This is a genomic window from Clostridium tertium, assembly GCF_017873245.1.
GTDB classification, from domain to species: Bacteria; Bacillota; Clostridia; order Clostridiales; family Clostridiaceae; genus Clostridium; species Clostridium tertium.
The window spans coordinates 12,588-30,781 of the sequence record NZ_JAGGJY010000008.1; the positions used below are offsets into that span (position 1 = coordinate 12,588).

16 protein-coding genes are annotated in these 18,194 nt (G+C 28.6%); 5 read left to right on the plus strand and 11 right to left on the minus strand.

Annotated elements, in window-relative coordinates:
* Positions 1-186 precede the first annotated feature (186 nt).
* From J2Z25_RS09985 to spoVAE, 5 genes are read left to right on the plus strand one after another with little or no spacing between them, the layout of a single operon-like run.
* A complete protein-coding gene (locus tag J2Z25_RS09985; protein ID WP_209740209.1) occupies positions 187-393 on the plus strand; it encodes a DUF1657 domain-containing protein in 207 nt (68 codons plus the stop codon).
* Between the two features lie 12 nt (positions 394-405).
* Positions 406-1,266: a DUF421 domain-containing protein gene (locus J2Z25_RS09990; RefSeq protein ID WP_209740211.1), complete on the plus strand. Its 861-nt coding sequence runs from the start codon at positions 406-408 to the stop codon at positions 1,264-1,266.
* A gap of 12 nt (positions 1,267-1,278) precedes the next feature.
* A complete protein-coding gene (spoVAC, locus tag J2Z25_RS09995; RefSeq protein WP_097033277.1) occupies positions 1,279-1,758 on the plus strand; it encodes a stage V sporulation protein AC in 480 nt (159 codons plus the stop codon).
* A complete protein-coding gene (spoVAD, locus tag J2Z25_RS10000) occupies positions 1,759-2,760 on the plus strand; it encodes a stage V sporulation protein AD (protein ID WP_008677560.1) in 1,002 nt (333 codons plus the stop codon).
* Positions 2,761-2,782: 22 nt separating this feature from the next.
* Positions 2,783-3,136 (plus strand): stage V sporulation protein AE, encoded by a 354-nt coding sequence (gene spoVAE / locus J2Z25_RS10005; protein ID WP_209740213.1) that lies wholly within the window; start codon positions 2,783-2,785, stop codon positions 3,134-3,136.
* 248 nt (positions 3,137-3,384) lie between these two features.
* Here spoVAE and J2Z25_RS10010 read toward each other — a convergent pair whose 3' ends face one another.
* The 11 genes from J2Z25_RS10010 to purM all read right to left on the minus strand — a co-directional run bounded on the left by J2Z25_RS10010 (position 3,385) and on the right by purM (position 18,172).
* On the minus strand, positions 3,385-4,344 hold the full coding sequence (locus J2Z25_RS10010; RefSeq protein ID WP_209740216.1) for a tRNA dihydrouridine synthase: 960 nt from the start codon (positions 4,342-4,344) through the stop codon (positions 3,385-3,387).
* Between the two features lie 298 nt (positions 4,345-4,642).
* Entirely contained in the window at positions 4,643-5,470 is an 828-nt protein-coding gene (locus tag J2Z25_RS10015) for an alpha/beta hydrolase (protein ID WP_245173225.1), read from the minus strand.
* Positions 5,471-5,755: 285 nt separating this feature from the next.
* Positions 5,756-7,546, minus strand: coding sequence for an ABC transporter ATP-binding protein (locus tag J2Z25_RS10020; protein WP_209740220.1), 1,791 nt, complete (start codon positions 7,544-7,546; stop codon positions 5,756-5,758).
* A gap of 1 nt (position 7,547) precedes the next feature.
* Positions 7,548-9,284 carry an ABC transporter ATP-binding protein gene (locus J2Z25_RS10025; RefSeq protein ID WP_209740225.1) on the minus strand — a complete coding sequence of 579 codons (1,737 nt, stop codon included), beginning with the start codon at positions 9,282-9,284 and terminating at the stop codon, positions 7,548-7,550.
* A 734-nt stretch (positions 9,285-10,018) separates the two neighbouring features.
* Positions 10,019-11,941: an OPT family oligopeptide transporter gene (locus tag J2Z25_RS10030; RefSeq protein ID WP_209740227.1), complete on the minus strand. Its 1,923-nt coding sequence runs from the start codon at positions 11,939-11,941 to the stop codon at positions 10,019-10,021.
* Between the two features lie 486 nt (positions 11,942-12,427).
* The gene (locus J2Z25_RS10035; protein ID WP_209740446.1) at positions 12,428-12,811 is read right to left on the minus strand and encodes a methyltransferase domain-containing protein; all 384 of its coding nucleotides are present in this window, start codon (positions 12,809-12,811) and stop codon (positions 12,428-12,430) included.
* 164 nt (positions 12,812-12,975) lie between these two features.
* Positions 12,976-13,125 (minus strand): hypothetical protein, encoded by a 150-nt coding sequence (locus J2Z25_RS10040; RefSeq protein ID WP_008677544.1) that lies wholly within the window; start codon positions 13,123-13,125, stop codon positions 12,976-12,978.
* Positions 13,126-13,340: 215 nt separating this feature from the next.
* Positions 13,341-14,588, minus strand: a complete 1,248-nt coding sequence (gene purD, locus J2Z25_RS10045; RefSeq protein ID WP_209740229.1) for a phosphoribosylamine--glycine ligase — start codon at positions 14,586-14,588, stop codon at positions 13,341-13,343.
* Positions 14,589-14,917: 329 nt separating this feature from the next.
* Positions 14,918-16,420, minus strand: a complete 1,503-nt coding sequence (gene purH / locus J2Z25_RS10050; protein WP_209740231.1) for a bifunctional phosphoribosylaminoimidazolecarboxamide formyltransferase/IMP cyclohydrolase — start codon at positions 16,418-16,420, stop codon at positions 14,918-14,920.
* A gap of 154 nt (positions 16,421-16,574) precedes the next feature.
* On the minus strand, positions 16,575-17,183 hold the full coding sequence (gene purN, locus J2Z25_RS10055) for a phosphoribosylglycinamide formyltransferase (RefSeq protein WP_008677541.1): 609 nt from the start codon (positions 17,181-17,183) through the stop codon (positions 16,575-16,577).
* Complete coding sequence (purM, locus tag J2Z25_RS10060) at positions 17,171-18,172, minus strand: phosphoribosylformylglycinamidine cyclo-ligase (RefSeq protein WP_008677539.1); 1,002 nt, start codon at positions 18,170-18,172, stop codon at positions 17,171-17,173. The genes purN and purM overlap by 13 nt, the downstream gene beginning before the upstream one ends.
* Positions 18,173-18,194: the final 22 nt, after the last annotated feature.

Genomic DNA, 18,194 nt, shown 5'->3' on the forward strand with positions numbered 1-18,194 from the left:
TTATCTAACTTAATATTCAATATAAATATTCTTTTTATTTTGAAATATATTCCTTTCAACCTAATTTTCATTTGATTATCTTTTTTTATAATTCATCCAAATATTTATATTAAGAAATGAATTAAAACCAATCTTACTGGTTAAAGTAAATGAGAAAGATTTTATAAATGTAAAGGAGGCTTTTATATGACTGCTATTTCCAAGGTAAAACAAACACTAGCTACATTAAAAGGCGCTGAATCTACTTTAGAAATGTATTCATTACAAGAACGTGATAAAGAATCTAGAAATATATATATTGAGGCATGTAAGGAAATAAATAAGATAAAAACTGATTTAGAAAAAAGAATAGGTGTTATGGAGTTTGAAGAACCCCAATATAAAGGTAACTAAGTGAGGTGGCATATGAGTTCTTGGTTAATAATATCATTTAAATCAATAGTTTTATTTTTTTTAGCATTAGTCATAACAAGATATATAAAAAAGAAAACCCTTGCCAGGTCTACCCCATTTGATTTTATTTCTTATTCAGTAATTGCTATTATAATTTCTTTACTTTCTTTAAATGTAATTAACAATATTTACTTGGGATTAGTCCCATTAGCTGTTTGGGCTTTAATGCCTCTTATCTTAGACTATGCTTCAATGAAGAGTAAATATGTTTATAATATAATCCATGGTAAAGAAAGAGTATTAATTAAAAACGGAAAAATAATGGAAGATAACTTATCTAAAGAAAGAATTACAGGTCAAGAATTTTTACAACAATTGCGTTCTAAAAAAGCATTTAATTTAGCTGATGTAGAATTTGCTCTTATGGAAACAAATGGAGATATAAACATAAGTTTAAAAGCCGATAAAAAGCCCGTCACTTCATATGACTTAGGGAAAAAAGTAGCTCCTAAAGTTGAGCCACAAACAGTTATTCTAGACGGAAACATATTAAATGAAGGACTTACTAATGCTGGGCTAAATCATGGATGGCTTACAACCCAACTAGAAATCAAGGGCGTTTCACTTGAAAATGTTTTTTTAGGTCAAGTTGATTCTTCTGGAGACTTATATATAGATCTATTTGATGATATGATACAAGTCCCTAAAAATGAAATTAAAGAAATGCTATATGCAAGTCTACTAAAAAGTCAATCGGATCTTATGTCGTTTTCTCTAGATACTGACAATAAAGATGCAAAAAACATGTACTTAAATGATGCAAAAAAATTAGAACAAATTCTATTAAAATTAGAACCCTATTTATTACGTTAGAAGGTGAAATAGATGTCAAATATGAAAAAGAAAAAAATGACTACCTCTCAGCAACAATATGATGCATTGGTAAAAAGCATAGAACCTAAAAGACCTATTTTTAAAAATTGTATTAGAGCCTTCCTTGTAGGTGGAGCAATCTGCACTATTGGTCAAGGCTTTCAATGGATATTTATGAACTATTTCAATTTTGATGAAAAAACATCAATGGCTCCTACATATATAGCTTTAATATTTTTTGCTGCTTTATTTACTGGTCTTGGAATTTATGATCATCTTAGTCAATGGGCTGGATGCGGATCTGCTGTTCCAATTACAGGCTTTGCTAACTCTATAGCTTCTGCTTCAATTGAGCATAAAAGTGAAGGCTTTGTACTTGGAGTAGCTGGAAACATGTTCAGTCTTGCAGGTGCAATAGTTGTTTATGGAGTTTTTTCTGCTTTTATAGTTGCAACTATAAAAATGATAATAATATGGTTGGGGGCGATGTAAATGCTTAAAGGACATCAATCTTGGGTTTTTGATTCTAAACCCACAATACTATCTTCTGCAGCTGTTGGTGGGCCATTTGAAGGCAACGGTGCTTTAGCTGATGATTTTGATATACTTACTGAAGATTTATGGCTTGGTCAAGATAGCTATGAAAAAGCGGAAAAAGCGCTTCTTGAACATGCTTGCCAAAGGGCAATACAAAAAGCAAATTTACAAAAAGAAGATATTAACTTTTTCTTTAGTGGAGATTTAATGAATCAAATTATTTCTAGTAGCTTTGCTGCAAGAACTTTAGGTATTCCTTATTTGGGTATTTTTGGTGCTTGTTCTAGCTCAATGGAAGGTTTAGCATTAGCAGCTCAACTTATAGATAGTAAGTCTGCAAAATATGTTGTGACAGCTGCAAGTAGTCATAATGCTGCTGCTGAAAAGCAATTTAGATATCCTACAGAATATGGAGTGCAGAGGCCCCCTACTGCTCAATGGACAGTAACTGGTGCTGGAGCAGCAGTACTTGCTCCAAAAGGAAATGGTCCAAAAGTAACTTCTGCTACTATAGGAAAAGTTGTAGATATGGGAATTTCGGATCCCTATAACGTTGGCGCTGCCATGGCTCCAGCAGCTGTAGATACTATTGAAGCTCACTTTAGAGATTTAAATATTGATGCTTCACATTATGACCTTATTGCTACTGGTGACTTAGGAAAAGTTGGGCATGAAATTGCTAATGCTCTATTTGAAAAACACAATATAAATATGCCAGTAGATATATTTACAGACTGTGGACTTTTGATATATACAAAAGAGCAACCTAGTTTTGCTGGTGGAAGTGGTTGTGGTTGTTCTGCTACTGTAACTTATGGACATTTACTTAACCGCATGCGTAAAGGAGAATTAAAAAAGATATTAGTTGTAGCAACAGGTGCTTTAATGTCTCCTATTTCCTTTCAACAAAAGGAAAGTATTCCTTGTGTTGCTCATGCTGTTTCCATAGAAATGTAACAAAGAAGGTGTGATTTAACTTATGGAAAAATTTATTTTTGCATTTATAATAGGTGGTATAATTTGTGTCATTGGGCAACTTATAATGGATACATTAAAAATAACTCCTGCCCATACAACTTGTACTCTAGTGGTAGTTGGTGCAGTTTTAGGAGGATTTGGCTTATATGACCCTTTAGTTAAATTTGCTGGTGCTGGGGCATTTGTTCCTATAAGTAGTTTTGGAAATACCCTTGTAACAGCAGCTATAAATGAGGCTCAACAAACAGGATTTGTTGGAATATTTAGTGGGCTTTTAAAAACAGTAAGTGCAGGAGTTTCATCTGCAATAATATTTGGTTTCTTTGCTGCTATAATATTCAAACCTAAAGGATAGATAAAAGTGAAAGAGTTGAGGTAATAATTCATCTTCGCTGAATTATAATGAAAGAATTAAAAAATTAAAGAATTAAGGTGATAGTTCAGCTTTGGTGAACTATTTTAAAATCAATTCCTCCAAAGATCCTATAAGGATTTTTCACCTTAATTCTTTCTTTTTATTATTAATTTAGATATTTAATATAAGGTTGCGAAGATAAATAAAACATGTAGAATAAACATATTTTATTTATCGTAGCCTTTATATTAATTGCTAAACAACCCTGCTCCCTTTATGATTTCTTGTTCATTGAATAAACTTGCAACTGCTTCGTTATAATCATCTACTTTTTGTGATTTTTTTATTTTTTTAGCGTATTTTTTATTATCGGAAAATATGTAAATCATGTATCCCCATAACTCTTTCATTCTATAAATTGCAATTTTATCATCTTTAAATACATTTCTATAATCATTAAAGATTTCGTCATGGAACTTTTTTAATACTTCTTTATTTAAATTTGCATTATTTCTAATTTCATTAATTAGTCCTGGATTTGCTAGTACTCCTCTTCCTAACATTATTGTATTTAATTCCGGAAATTCTTTTGATAATTTATTATAGTCATCCAATGTAAAAATATCCCCATTATAACATACAGGGCTATTACTTAATGTTAAAGCATCTTTAAACACTTCTAAGTTAGGTTTATTTCCATAGAAGTCTTCCCTAGTTCTAGGATGAATAATTAACTCTTCTAAAGGATATTTATTATAAATTTTTATTAATTCATAAAACTCTTCTGAACTATCTTTTCCTATTCTAGTTTTTATTGAAATTTTCATATCATCTATTTTATAAATTTCATCTAAAAATTTATCAAGCTCTTCTCTTTTGGCTAAAAACCCAGATCCTCTATTCTTTGAAACAACTGTTCCTGAAGGGCATCCTAAATTCAAATTAATTTCACTATAACCTAATTGTTGTAGCTTTCTAGCAGTAGTAATAAAGCCATCAGAATCATTAGTAAGTATTTGAGGAACTATATTCATCCCCTTATTATTTTCAGGTAAAATATCTCTTAGTTCCTTAGTCTTAAAGCTTTTACTACTAGTTGGAACAATAAATGGTGTAAAATACTTATCAATATTATCAAAAAACTTTTTATATGTATTTCTATATATGAATCCAGAGATTCCTTCCATTGGTGCTAAATAATATTTCATAGAATAACTCCTTACTATACTCTTTTATAAAGATTTCAAGAAACATTATATCAGCCTTGTAGTTTCTTATCTACTCAATATTTATAAATTGCGAAGCAATTTATTTTTAATGAAATAATTAAGAAATGAAAGAATGAAAACATTAATGTAAAAAATCCTTAAGGATTTTTGAATAAATAGTGCTTTGTACAATTAAATTTAAGTTTTGCAAAGCAAAACCTCCTTAATTCTTTCACTCTTTCATTCTTTCATTTTTTCACTATTTTGCTTCACAAAATATAACTAATGATTACGTATCTTAAAGATTCTTAATCCATTCAACAGCTAATTTAAACCAAGTTCCTGCATGTTGGTTTATATGTTCACTTTGTCCATTCATTGCAGTAAGCTCTTCACAAAGACTTAATCCATGTACACCATTTGGGTATATATGAAGTTCAAATGGCACATTATTACTTGCTAATGAATTTGCAAAAAACAATGAGTTTTGTACTGGAACTGCTCCATCATCAAAAGTATGCCATAAAAATGTTGTTGGAGTATTTTTTGATACTAATTTTTCTAAAGAAAGCTTTTCTCTTTCAACTTCACTTACATTTTCACCTAATAAATTATCAAAGGAACCTTTATGAGCAAACTCACCACTAGTTATAACTGGATAACAAAGCATCATTGCATTTGGTTTTATGTTATTTTTATTTATCTCTAAAGCTTCTTCTAAAATTTTATTATCCCATAAAACACCTAAGCTTCCTGCTAGATGTCCACCCGCTGAAAAACCACACACTATAATTTTATCTTTATCACCATTCCACTCTTTACTCTTACTACGAACATAATCAACAGTAGCTGCAAGTTCTATTAATGCTTTAGGAAATTTATTAGGAGCAACACTATATCTTAAAACTACTACATTGAATCCTTCTGCAACAAATTTTAATGCAACTGGCTCTGCTTCTCTATCCGAAGTCATTCCATATCCTCCACCTGGGCACATAATTATTGTTTTTCTTTTTTTATTTATATTAATTTCTTCACTATTTTCTGGAATATATATGCTAATTACAGCATTGCTCTCTTTTAATTTACTTGAAATATATTTTAATTTTATTTTCTCATATATCATTTCTACTTCCCCTTTTATAACTTTTATTTTTCCTTTCATAATAATTATATATCTTTTATTTTACTTTTTAAATTTATATATATTAACTCTAAAATTTTATTAATATTAACATTTAAATGAAGAAGCTATATACTTATATATCGAAAAAATTCTCCTACTTAAAAATATGTTAATATTGCTGATAATTATTTAATAATAACCAAGAAAATCTCCTGCCTATAAGCAACCTTTAAATGGATTTAACGAAAAACAAGCTAAGTGCAACACTTAGCTTGAAAATTCCTCTTATGCTCCTTCATTTAAGAATTTATACTGTGTCATGTATAAGTCATAGTAGCTACCTTTATTATTTAGTAATTCATTATGGTTACCTACTTCTTCTATTCTTCCGTCATTTATAACCATTATTTTGTCGCAATCTCTTATGGTGGATAATCTATGTGCTACTACAAAAGAAGTTCTTCCATGAAGTAATTTTTCTATACCTTCTTGTACTAGTTTTTCTGTTTCTGTATCTATATTAGATGTTGCTTCATCTAATATTAATATTCTAGGATTTGCAAGTAATGCTCTTGCAAAAGATACTAACTGTCTTTGTCCTAATGATAATCTAGTACCTCTTTCATTTACTTCTGTGTTATATCCATCTTCTAATTTTATAATAAATTCATGAGCATTAACTGCTTTTGCTGCATTAATAACTTCTTCATCAGTTGCATCTAATCTTCCGTATCTTATATTTTCCATTATAGTTGATGAAAATAAAAATGTATCTTGAAGCATTATTCCCATTTGACTTCTTAAAGATTCTAAATCTACATTTTTTATATTTTTTCCATCTACTAAAACTTCTCCAGATGTTGGATCATAAAATCTACTTAATAAAGAAACTATAGTTGTTTTTCCTGCACCTGTTGCTCCAACTAATGCTATTTTTTCACCTTTATTAACTTTAAAGTTTATATCTTTTAATACTTTTGCATTTTCATCATAAGAAAAATTAACATCTTTAAATTCTACAACCCCTTGGATTTTTCCAATTTTCTTTGCATTTTCTTCATTTTTTATTACTGGCTTCATATCTAAAATATCAAATATTCTATCTGCTGCTGAAAAGTTTGTGATTAAGGTATTATAAAAACTTGAAAGATTCATTATAGGTCTCCAAAACATTCCTACATACATTGAAAATGCTATTAATGTTCCTATTTGTATTTCGTTATTTATAACTAATTTATATCCAACTGCAAATACTATTAAAGTACCAGCTCCCCATGATAATTCTACAAGTGGCCAAAAGAAATCATTTAACATAACAGCTCTTACAAAAGAATTACTTAATTCCTTTACCATTGATTTAAAATTATTTTCTGTTCCTTTTTCCTTAGCAAACCCTTGAACTATTTTTATTCCTGAAAAATCCTCATGAGTAAAACCATTCAAGTTTGACCTCTTATTTCTATAAATTTCCCATCTTCTTCTTGAATATATTTCAATACAAAACATAGCTATACCAAGTACTGGTAATAATGCTACTGAGGCTAAAGCTAATTTATAGTTAAGAAAAAACATAATAATAGCTACACATAAAAGATTTAATAATTGTGGTATAAGCGATTGAATACTTTGAGAAAATAAATTTTTTAATGAATTAACATCTGAAACTACTCTTGAAAGTATTTTCCCAACGGGTCTTCCATCAAAAAAATCAAATGATAAATATTGTATATGACTATATAATTCATGTCTTATATTTACTAAAATATTATTAGTTATTGAAGTTATCATATTCCATCTAATTTTTGATAAACCCCATGCAAGTAGGTTTAATACTATTAGTATTATTCCTATTAAAATCAATCCTGTTACATCCTTATTTACTACATACTTATCTATTGCTATTTTTAAAAGCAATGGATTAACTATTGAAGATATCATAACAAATATCATAAGTAGTATAACTATAAAGGATTTAAATTTATAAGGTTTAAGATATTCTAAAAGCTTTACTGTTATTTCGCTTTTACTTCTTCTTATTACTTCTTCATCTTTTTTTATTAAATTTGTGTTTTCCATCTTAAACCACCTCCTCTTCTATTTCATTAAAGTCTTTAAATTGGTTGCAATAAATATCAAAGTACTTTCCCTTAAGCTTTAATAGTTCTTCATGGGTTCCTTTTTCTTTTATTTCACCATTTTCTAAATAAATTATTATATCTGCATTTTTTACAGCAGAAATTCTGTGAGCTATAATAAAGGTTGTACTCTTTACATCCCTTTTTGATAGATTTTTTAATAATTCATGCTCTGTTTCCATATCTAAGGCAGATGTAGAATCATCTAATATTAATACTTTAGAGTTTCTTACTAATGCTCTAGCTATTGATATTCTTTGTTTTTGTCCTCCTGATAAACCAAGTCCTCTTTCTCCTATTTCTGTATATAGCCCTTCTTCTAGTTCTTCTATAAAATCTAAGGCACATGCTAAGGAAGCTGCTTTTTCAACTTCTTTTGTTTGTGCATTTTCATTACTAAATTTTATATTGTTAATTATTGAATCTGAAAATAAAAATGTATCTTGTGGAACAATAGACATATTTTTTCTTAAAAAGTCTAAATTATAGTCTTTTATATCCACATTATCTATTTTTATACTTCCTTCACTTAAATCATAATATCTTCCTATCAAATTAATTAAAGTTGATTTACCTGAACCTGTAGTTCCCATTATAGCTACTGTATCTCCAGATTTAATATCTAAATTTATATTCTTTAAAACATATTCATCATTATATTTAAAGCTAACGTTATTAAAAGTTATATCTCCTTTTAAGTCATCATTTTTATAGCTTTTTTCCTTACTTTTAATTTCAGGTTCTCTATCCATTATTTCAAATATCTTTTTAGCTGAAGCACTATTTCTAGAAAGTAAATCTATTAGCTCTCCTAACATTCTCATAGGCCATATAAGATTCCAAATATACCCACTAAATGCTACTAGAACTCCTATAGTAATATTTTCTTTCATAACAAGATATCCACCAAAAACTATCATTATAACCAATGATATATTTGTTAAAAATTCTATTGGCGGAAAAAAATCACCGATTATTTTAGCTTGTTTCATGTTTAAATCATAGTAACTTCTATTCATCTTTAAAAATTTAGTTATTTCATATTTTTCCCTTGAAAATGCTTTTACTAATCTTACCCCTGCTATATTTTCTTGAGCTGTTGTATTAATCTTAGCCGTTTGATCACTTATCTCTTCATAAGATTTCCCAAATTTATTTTCTAACTTTATTGCTATAAAACCTATTGGTATCATTATGATAAAGCAAGCTAAAGCTAAGGTAAAATTTAATTTGAATAAGATAACTGTAGAAACTACAAAGTATATTATATTTTCTATAAACAATCTAAGTCCAAACCCTATAGTTTGCCATATATTTTCTACATCTTCTCCTATTCTTGACATTAGCTCCCCAGTATTAATATTATCAAAATACTTAAATTCTAATTTTTGAATATGATTAAATAAATCATTTTTTATATCTTCATGAACTCTTACACTTAAAAGATCATAAAGAAATTCTTTTAAATATCCAAAAATAGCTTTTACTATTGTAATTAATAGCATTCCAAACAAAACTTTAATTATTATATTGTTGTTTCCTGCTATAACTCCATCATCTATAAATATTTGTTGCAAGTATGGTATAAATAAATCTACCCCAATTACTACAAGCATAGATAATGTTCCAATTATTAACATCGACTTGTATTTTGAAACATATTTTAGTACTCTAGTCATAAAATTTTCCCCCTTTAATTCATTACTAATATTATTTTGATTATTTGTTATACATACAACCCTCTCCCCTTTTTTAAAAGACAAAAAAGGCCACAGTTATCCGTGACCTTTTACTTATCTGTTTTTATAATTTAAAACAAAATAAAAAGCCAGGAGTAATAACCCGTGGCCCTAATTACCTTAATATAAATTTAAGTAATATTCTCATATTTTTAATGAATATATACTTTTATAAAGTAATATTGTATAAATATCATCTACCATATAAATTTACACAATGAGATAGGATTATTAATATAGTTTTTAATATATTTACTTTTATTATCTTCAACTAACATTTCTAAATTAAATATAAAGTTTGACATTTTCCTACCTCCTTTTCTTATTCTTACTTTATTCTTTTACCATCATATTCCTATTTGTAATTTTTGTCAATATATTTTATTACTTTAAAATACTTTTTTCTTTAATTTGACTTTTTCATACTAATTTTAACTGTAAACTCAATTTTTTCTTAATTAAATTTAAATAACTAAGAGAAAATATAAATCATTTTTTATTAACTAACTGCCATCTATATTAAGTAACTCCTTTTATAATATCTTTAATTCTATTTCATGCTAAATAAAAAAGGCTACCACTAACGGATTTTTATCCGCTAACTGATAGCCTTTTTACTAATTGATATTCATTACCTAAACTATTAGAAATTTATATACAATTTTTAATAGTTATTATTCTGTTTTATTTACTTTAGATAACATAATTGGTACTATAGTAGCTATAACTAAAATCACTAATAATATTATAGCCATCATATTACCCGAAGCAAATCCAACTGGAGTTTTAGGAGTTATTAAACCTGTTACTTGTAAGATTATTCCTACTAGTCCTATTATTGAACCTCCTGCAACCAGGCCAGAAGATAAGCTTATTCCATTTGCAACTTTAGTTTCTTTTTCTTTTTCATTCTTACTCATTTTTTCAATAAATACACGAATTAATGCTCCAACTAATATTATTGAAGTTGTTGATATAGGTAAATAGAATCCAATTGCTATTGTCATTATTGGTAAATTTAATAAGAATAAGAATAATGCCATAACAATACCTACAATTATCATAGGCCAAGGTAAATCACCTGACATAATACCTGATGTTAATGTAGCCATTAAATTAGCTTGTGGTAATGCAAATTGTGCATCTACACCTGTAACTGCTAATTGCTCTGAAAGTATTTTTATTGTTCCTGTAACAACAACAACACCTACTATACTTGAAATTAAAAAGCTATTTTGCATTTCTTTTTTACTTCCACCTATTATGTAAGATACTTTTTGAGATTGGCTGTATCCTCCAGCTACTGATATAGCAACAACCATAAATGCTGCAAATAAAAGCAATGATTTATTATCTGCTTGACTGCTCCATCCCATTATAACAAAAACTAATGTTAATATAACTAATGATGCTATTGTCATACCTGATACAGGAAGATTTGATGTTCCTATTGTACCTGTTAGACGTCCAGAAACTATTACAAATAGTAAAGATAATAATAAAGATACAATAACAGCTATTATAGCCATTTTAATACTTTGAGATATCATAAATCCTGCTATAAATGCAACTACACTACCTGCTAAAAGTATTATTATTTCACTTGAATTGCTTTCTGAGTTACTATCCTTGCTTGATTTTGCTTTTAAAGTTTCTTTAATTGAAACAACTATAGTTGGTATAAGCTTAATAGCTCCTATTAAACCTCCACAAAGCATCATTCCAGCACCTATGTACTTAACATAACTTCCTGATATTGCATTTACATCCATTTGATTAAGTAATAGAGAAGCATCATTCCAAGAATGCATATTATTTGCTGCCATATCAGTAAAATATCCTATTAATGGTGCTACACCAAAGTTAGCTAATATTGAACCTGCAAACATAGTTAATGATACTTCTAATCCAACTATAAAACCTATACCTAGTAAAAGTGGATTTACTTCAGTAGAAAACTTCCACTTATAAAATTTACTTCCTACATAAGTAATGCTGTTATTAATAATATTTAAAAATGATCCTGTTAATACATTTATAATACCGCTTATTACAAATCCAATTCCCATGAACTTTATAGCATCGCCATCACCTTCTGAGGCAATAAGTGTTTCAGATATAGCCATAGATTCTGGATACATAAGTTTTCCATGCTCTTCTACTATTAGATATTTATAAACTAATGATAAACAACCCATTCCAAATAGAACTCCACCTACACCTACAATTAATCCTTCTAAAAATGTAATACTACTTCCTATTAAGATAATTGAAGGTAATACATAAATCATACCACTTGCTACAGATTCTCCACCACTTGCCATACCTTGTGTTATATTTTTTCCAAGAATACCTTTATTACGAGCAAAAGCTCCTATAAGCATTGAACCTATTATAGCTCCTGGTATCCCTGCCGCAACAGTTAATCCTGATTTCATTCCAGAATAAGCAGTTGATGCCGCAAATACAGCAGATAATAATATTCCTATTATTATTACTGATAAATTTGTTCCACGCTTTGATTTATCAGTTATGTATGGAACATAATCTTTACCATGAACGCCTCCATATGCTTCTTTAGATAATTTTTTCTTCATATGTACTCTCCTTCTTTTGTTTTATTAAAGCTATATATCTTTAGTATGTCCATTTTATAATTTAACATAATTCATATTATATTATTTATAAAATACTTATTTATTATGCCAAAGATATAAAAAAAAGAAAAGTCTTTTTATGTAATATAAAAGTATGAAAAAAATATTAATATTAAAATTTTATAGTATATATTCAAAACAGTATAATATTATTTTAAACTTTATATTTATAATTAATAGTTCTATTTTGAACAATAAAAAAATGAAAGAGCTTAGCAAAAAATTTAACTACATTGAAATTCTTACTTTACTCTTTTACTTTTTGATTTTTTCACTATTTTAAATTATCATTACCTATTAATGTAACTTTTCAGCTATCGGTGTTCTTGGATGTGCTTTAGAAATAATATCTGGATATCCAACATGAAGAATAGCTACAACCTTTTCGTCTTTCTTAACTCCAATTTCTTCTCTAAAATCCTGTGATTATAGATAAGTATCCCTCTTCCAAAACACTCCTAGACCTCTTTCCCAAGCTGCAAGTTGAAAGTTTTGTATTAATGCCCAATTAGCTGCATAATCTTCTTCTTTTAATACTTCATTACTATCTTCAGGCATTATTACAATAATGTGTGCTTGAACAGATGAAAAATAAGCCTTTACATCTTCAATACTTTTTCTAATAATAATGTCAATACTATTATCGTAAATAGTAGTATTCTCAGCACTTCCATTAACAGATGTAAACTTAGAAAAATTTTTCAAATTAGTTTCAGCTATAGCATTAGGTTCAATACCATATACCTTATTGCCTTTTTCAAGTAGTTGCTTAGTTAAAATGCCAGTATCAGAGCCTATATCAGCAATAATTTAAGCACAATTTATTATTTGTCAATATAAAACTATACATATAATCCAAAAGTTATAAATTCTTCTTCATTTATATTATTTAAAATCATTTCATAATAAAAGTGGATCATAAATGATCCACTCCCATTCTATTGCTAGACATTAAAATTTATCTTATTAATATTTTAAAATTTAGGATCTATTTCTGTCATTTGTATTCTTTTCAAATCCTTTTGTCTTAATCTTGTTTCTTCCATTATTTTATCCCAAGATTCTCCTGCTATTATCATTTCCTTTGCTTTTGCATAAACTTGATTTTTAGTTTCTCTATTCATGGTATTCCTCCAAGTCTAAATTAAGCTTTTAAGGCTTAATTTAATTTTATTTACATCTATATTATTTGAATAACTTAAATAATTATTACATTTAAAATCAAATTTATAATATTTGTAATATATTCATCTTATATTTGTTATTTTCATCTTAATAAATTTAAAAGGGTACTATTTCAGCACCCTTTTCCTTACACTCTAAATATATTACTAACTTTTTATACTAGTCCTATATCATTCCTAAAATACTTATCTTTAAATTCTACTTTTTCTATAGTCTTATACGCATCTTTTCTTGCTTTTTCTATTGTTTCTCCAACTCCAACTACTGAAAGAACTCTTCCCCCATTAGTTTTCAAAATTTCATTTTCAAGTTTTGCACCTGCTAAGAAAACTTTATCTTTTATATCATCATCTATAGTGATTTCATATCCCTTAGTGAAGCTTCCTGGATATCCCTTTGATGATAAAACTACATTTACACATGCTCCATTTTTCCATTTTACTTCTGTATTTTTCAAATCTTCTATTAATGAAGCTTCTATAAGTTCTAGTAAATCACTTTCCATTAAGTTAAGTACCGATTGTGTTTCTGGATCTCCCATTCTTACATTATATTCTAAAAGATATGATCCTTTTTTAGTTATCATAATACCAAAGAATATTATACCCTTATAATCAAATCCTTCTTCTCTTATTCCAACTAAAGTCCTATTCATTATATTTTCTTCAAAATCCTTTAAAACCTCTTCTGTTACATATGGATTAGGTGCTACAACTCCCATACCTCCAGTATTTGGACCCTTACCACCATCAAAAATTTGCTTATGATCCTTTGCAGATATAAATGGTATAATAGTTTTTCCATCTGTAATTGAAAGAATAGATGCCTCTACTCCTTCTAAAAACTCTTCTATAATTATTTTTTGCCCTGCTCCATTAAATATATCATCAACCATAAAAGATTTTACTGCAGCTATAGCTTCTTCTTTATCATTACAGATAGCAACTCCTTTTCCTGCAGCTAATCCATCAGCTTTAACTACAGTAGGATATGGACATTTTTCTAAATAATTTAAAGCTTTATTAACATCATAAAAAACTTCATACTCTGCGGTTTTAACTCCATACTTTTTCATAAAATCCTTAGAAAAACTCTTACTACCTTCAAGCATTGCAGCTTTTTTACTAGGTCCAAAAATCCTAAGTCCATTCATTTTAAACTTATCAACAATTCCCCTAGTTAAAGGATCTTCGGGCCCAACTACAGTTAAATCAATAAAATTCTCCAAAGCAAATTCTAAAAGCTGATCTATTTCAATTATATTTACATTCTCACACTTACTTTCCCTAGCAGTTCCCCCATTACCAGGAGCAACAAATATCTTTTCTACCTTCTCATTCTTAGAAAGCTTCCAAGCAATAGCATGCTCCCTACCACCAGAACCAATTAATAAAATTTTCATAATAAATTCCCCCTGCCAGTACTTTTTTACTTCTTTCCTAATGAAATTTACTTCTAATAACTATAAATCATTTATTTACTATATAGAAAAAAGAGAAACTATTGCGGAGGGCTATATCACAATGAGCTGTTTGTATTTCATTGTTGTTTGAGCGAATGCGAGTTAAGTGAGAATCTAAATCTCTGATTTATCCTTTCGAACTTACTACTACTACTTTTGAGTAGTAGTTTCATTAAAAATATCACAATTCTGCTGAAAACAACAATAGAAATACTCAGCGAAATTATGTAATAGCCTGAAGTAATAGTTTCTCTTTTTCTTAGTTAGCATTAATGTTTAAAGTGTCTAACTCCTGTAAATATCATAGATATTCCATGCTCATTACATGCATCAATAGATTCTTGATCTCTTATTGAGCCTCCAGGTTGTATTATTGCTTTAATACCATTTTTAGCACATTCATCTACTACATCTCTAAATGGGAAAAATGCATCTGACGCTAAAACAGTTGCCCCTTTGCCTCTTTGAAGTGCTTCTTCTGTAGCCCAGATTCTATTAACTTGTCCTCCACCTATTCCAATTGCTACACCATCTTTTATAGCAACAATTGCATTTGATTTAACATACTTAACTACCTTCATACCAAATAATAAATCTTTCATTTCTTCTTCAGTTGGTTCTTTTTCTGTTACTACTTTTAAGTCATCAATTAACTTTTTATCTTCTTCTTGAACTAATATTCCACCATCAACTGTAACCATATATTTTTTATCCTTTGGATTATTGTTACATTTAATTACTCTTAAGTTCTTTTTAGTTTTTAATATTTCTAAAGCATCTTCATCAAAATCTGGTGCTGCTACTACTTCTAAGAATATTTTAACCATTTCTTCGGCTGTAGCCTTATCTATTTTTCTATTTATTGCAACTATTCCACCAAATATTGACGTTGGATCTGCATCATGTGCTTTTTTATAAACTTCAAGAAGAGTTTCTCCAATAGCTACTCCACAAGGAGTATTATGTTTAAGTCCACAACAAGCTACTTCATCAAATTCAGAAACAACTTTCCAAGCTATGTCTAGGTCTTTTATATTATTATAAGATAGCTCTTTGCCGTTTAATATTTCAAAACTATTCATAGCTCCATCAAATTCTGTTGAACTATAGTATGCTGCACTTTGATGTGGATTTTCTCCATACCTTAAGCTTTGCTTCTTCTTATATGATATTGAAAGGTATTCTGGATATTCTTCATCTTCTAATAAGAAGTTAGATATTGCTGCATCATAAGCACTCATTAAATTAAATACTTTACCTGCAAGTTTTTTTCTTAACTTTACTGAAACATCTCCATTTTCAGATATTTCCTCCATAACTGCCTTATAGTCTTCTTTATCCGAAATCACTACTACATCTTTAAAATTCTTAGCTGCTGCTCTAAGCATTGTAGGTCCACCAATATCTATAAACTCTACCTTTTCATCAAAGCTTAAATTTTCTCTAACCTTTTGAAAAAATGGATATAAATTAACTATAACCATATCTATAGAATTAATATTTCTTTCTTTAATAGTTTTCATATGTTCTTCATTATCCCTTATAGCAAGTATTCCTGCATGAATAATTGGGTGAAGAGTTTTAACCCTCCCATCTAGCATCTCAGGAAAATTAGTAACTTCATTAACCTCAATAACACTAACTCCATTATCCTTAAGATGTTTATAAGTACCACCTGTAGATATTATTTCAACACCTTTACTTTCTAAAAAATTAGAGAATTCTAAAATACCTTCTTTATCAAAAACACTAACTAAAGCTCTTTTTATCAACTAAAAAACCCCTTTCTTTTAATGGAAAGAATTAAAAAGTTAATAATGAAAAAATTATGGTTCAAATTCCTACGGAATTTCTTATTTAATTTCATAACTCAACTTTGTTAAGTTGTCTCCTTAACCTTTTCATTTTTTTCATTCCTTCATTATTTCATTTTATTCTCGTTTTTCCATTTATAATTTCAACTTTATTTTTACTAATCAAGTCAATTACTTTTGGTAATATCTCATGCTCTTTTTCTAATACTCTTTTTTGCAATGCTTCTTTTGTATCTTCAAAATAAACTGGTACCACTTCTTGAAGTATTATTGCTCCGCCATCTACCTCTTCATTTACAAAGTGAACTGTACATCCTGAATATCTTACTCCAGAATTTATGACTGCTTCATGAACCTTTAATCCATACATTCTTGGTCCACAAAAGCTTGGTATTAATGATGGATGTATATTTACTATCTTATCTTTAAACTCTTTAAGAATATTTCCTTGTAATATTGAAAGATATCCCGCAAGAACTATTAAATCAACTTTTCCTTTAGTTAACTCTAATATCCTATCACATGTAGTATCTTTATATTCTTTTTTAGATACTACATAAGTCTTTATTCCTTTTTCCTCCGCTCGTTTTAAAGCAAGTATCCCCTCTTTACTTCCTATAACCATTTCTATTTTACAATTTAAACTTCCAGCTTCTATTGAATCTATTATTGATTGAAGGTTTGTTCCTCCTCCTGATGCAAGTACTGCTATCTTAAACAAACACCTTCACCTCCAGATGTTACATAACCTATATCATAAGCTTTTTCTCCCATTTCAATTAAAGCTTTTGTAATAGGTTCAGCATCCGCTTCATTTACACATATTACAAACCCAATCCCCATATTGAAAGTATTGTACATATGATCCTTATCTACACCTTTTTCTATTATCTTTTCAAATATTAATGGTAATGGATAGCTATCTTTTTTTATTACTGCTGTAAAATTTTCTCCATTAAACATTCTTGGAATATTTTCTATAAATCCACCGCCTGTGATATGTGCCATTCCTTTTATTTCAAAGCTCTCAAGTAATTTCAAAATTGGCTTAACATAAATTTTTGTTGGAGTTATTAAAGTTTTCCAAGCTTCTTTTCCACCTAAATCTTCATTTAAATCTTCAAATAATTTTCTAACTAGTGAATAACCATTGGAATGTAAACCAGAAGATGCAATACCTATAAGCTTGTCTCCTTCTTTTATGTTCTTACCATTTATTATTTTATCTTTATCTACAATCCCTACAGCAAAACCCGCCATGTCATATTCACCCTCTCTATAAAAGCCTGGCATTTCAGCAGTTTCTCCTCCAACTAAAGCACAATCTCCTTGAATACATCCTTCTGATACACCTTTTACTAAATCTGCTGCAACCTCGGCTTCTAGCTTTCCACAAGCTATATAGTCTAAGAAGAATAATGGTTTTGCTCCATGACATAAAATATCATTAACACACATTGCAACACAATCTATTCCTACAGTATCATATTTTTTAGTTTTAAAGGCTATATCAAGTTTAGTTCCAACTCCATCTGTCCCAGAAACTAAAACTGGCTTTTTATATCCTTCTGGAAGCTCAACCATTCCTGCAAAGCTTCCAAGGCCATTTAGTACATAATCACTCATTGTTCTACTTGCATATTCTTTTATAAGCTTTACTGATCTATATCCTTCTTCTATATTAACTCCAGCTTCTTTATAAGTTATCATTTAACACACTACCTTTCAGCTT

Coding starts and splice junctions, on each gene's coding strand:
- J2Z25_RS09985 (WP_209740209.1), top strand. CDS start 187: ATGACTGCTATTTCCAAGGTAAAACAAACACTAGCTACATTAAAAGGC.
- J2Z25_RS09990 (WP_209740211.1), top strand. CDS start 406: ATGAGTTCTTGGTTAATAATATCATTTAAATCAATAGTTTTATTTTTT.
- spoVAC (WP_097033277.1), top strand. CDS start 1,279: ATGTCAAATATGAAAAAGAAAAAAATGACTACCTCTCAGCAACAATAT.
- spoVAD (WP_008677560.1), top strand. CDS start 1,759: ATGCTTAAAGGACATCAATCTTGGGTTTTTGATTCTAAACCCACAATA.
- spoVAE (WP_209740213.1), top strand. CDS start 2,783: ATGGAAAAATTTATTTTTGCATTTATAATAGGTGGTATAATTTGTGTC.
- J2Z25_RS10010 (WP_209740216.1), bottom strand. CDS start 4,344: ATGAAATATTATTTAGCACCAATGGAAGGAATCTCTGGATTCATATAT.
- J2Z25_RS10015 (WP_245173225.1), bottom strand. CDS start 5,470: ATGATATATGAGAAAATAAAATTAAAATATATTTCAAGTAAATTAAAA.
- J2Z25_RS10020 (WP_209740220.1), bottom strand. CDS start 7,546: ATGGAAAACACAAATTTAATAAAAAAAGATGAAGAAGTAATAAGAAGA.
- J2Z25_RS10025 (WP_209740225.1), bottom strand. CDS start 9,284: ATGACTAGAGTACTAAAATATGTTTCAAAATACAAGTCGATGTTAATA.
- J2Z25_RS10030 (WP_209740227.1), bottom strand. CDS start 11,941: ATGAAGAAAAAATTATCTAAAGAAGCATATGGAGGCGTTCATGGTAAA.
- J2Z25_RS10040 (WP_008677544.1), bottom strand. CDS start 13,125: ATGAATAGAGAAACTAAAAATCAAGTTTATGCAAAAGCAAAGGAAATG.
- purD (WP_209740229.1), bottom strand. CDS start 14,588: ATGAAAATTTTATTAATTGGTTCTGGTGGTAGGGAGCATGCTATTGCT.
- purM (WP_008677539.1), bottom strand. CDS start 18,172: ATGATAACTTATAAAGAAGCTGGAGTTAATATAGAAGAAGGATATAGA.